Below are 1,324 nucleotides of genomic sequence, written 5' to 3' on the forward strand. Positions count from 1 at the left end.
AGCTAAGAGTACTAATTTCTAATTAGTCTCCACAAAATGTAAACTTTAAGAAACATAGCAGATACTTTTTGTATCGAAATAAATAAAAAAGGAGCTTAATAGCTCCTTTTTCATTTATTATACGAAATCTCTTCATTACTGTATTTAGGTAATGTGATAGTTAAAGTAGTTCCTTTATTTATAACACTTCGAATTTTCAATGTGCCTCGCATCGTTTCGATAATTTTCACAGCAACCATCGTACCTAAACCAGTACCTTTCGTTTTTGTACTAAAATACGGTTCGCCAAATCGATTAATTTGCTCTTGCGACATTCCAATTCCACTATCTTGAATCCTTATTATGACCTTATTATTACTAACAGTTGCAGAAATAATTAGATTACCGCCACATGGCATTGCTTCTATACTGTTTTTTATTAAATTTAAAAAACATTGATGGAAATGCTGTGTATTACCAATAATTGTTCCCGCTGAGAACTCTTTTGTAATATTAATATTATTCATGTTACAAAAAGGCAACATCATATTAATAACCCGAGTTAACTCGTGCTCCACTGAAATATGATCTAGTTTTTCTGAAGCCGGTTTGGCAAAAGTTAAGTAATCATCAATAATTGCTTGTGCACGATTTAACTCTTCAAGAATATGTTCAATATACTCATCTCTGGATTGTTGAGTTATATTTGGTGTTTTTAAAAGTTGTGTAAATCCTTTTACAACAGTCAATGGATTCCTTACTTCATGTGAAATACTTGCAGCAAGTTGGCTGACAATCTCCATTTTTTCAACTTTTATTAATTTTGATCGCATGAATATTGCATCTTTTAAAACTTCATTAAAATAGACCATAAATAATATTAAAATAGTGGGTAATAGAATGAAATAAATAATGTAMAAATTATTCACTTCAAAATCTGATAGAGTTAAAACAATTACTGTTGTAAATATTGCAAGGAAAAAAGTTAAAAACATAGATGAAGCTACTTTCGTTTTCCGATTGTATGTTTTAAATTTTGATGATGCGAATGCTGTAATTATTAACATCGTTCCATAAACAATGATTGTTAACAGGCTAAAACCATAAAACATAAAACGTGTAATTAATAAAATCATGAGTAATGCAATACCGACAGGAAATCCACCATAAAGTGTACCAATTAAAAAGGGGATTTGTCTTAAATCATGAATACAATTTTCATCCATATAGATAGGGTACCGCATACATAAAATTAGTGGGATGCTCGTACAAAGAATGATAAGTAATTTCTTATATTTCTTCCCTAAGTACCCACTATCATAAATAAAGTAAAAAACAAAAATAC

The 1,324-nt window shown here is 29.5% G+C and carries 1 protein-coding gene; it reads right to left on the bottom strand.

The genetic code is table 11. The features are described 5' to 3' along the window. Positions 1-110: 110 nt before the first annotated feature. On the bottom strand, positions 111-1,322 hold the full coding sequence (locus tag AC1DTM_RS26805) for a LytS/YhcK type 5TM receptor domain-containing protein (RefSeq protein WP_477001311.1): 1,212 nt from the start codon (positions 1,320-1,322) through the stop codon (positions 111-113). Positions 1,323-1,324: the final 2 nt, after the last annotated feature.

The sequence above is a fragment of the Bacillus sp. P4_D3 genome (assembly GCF_056401855.1).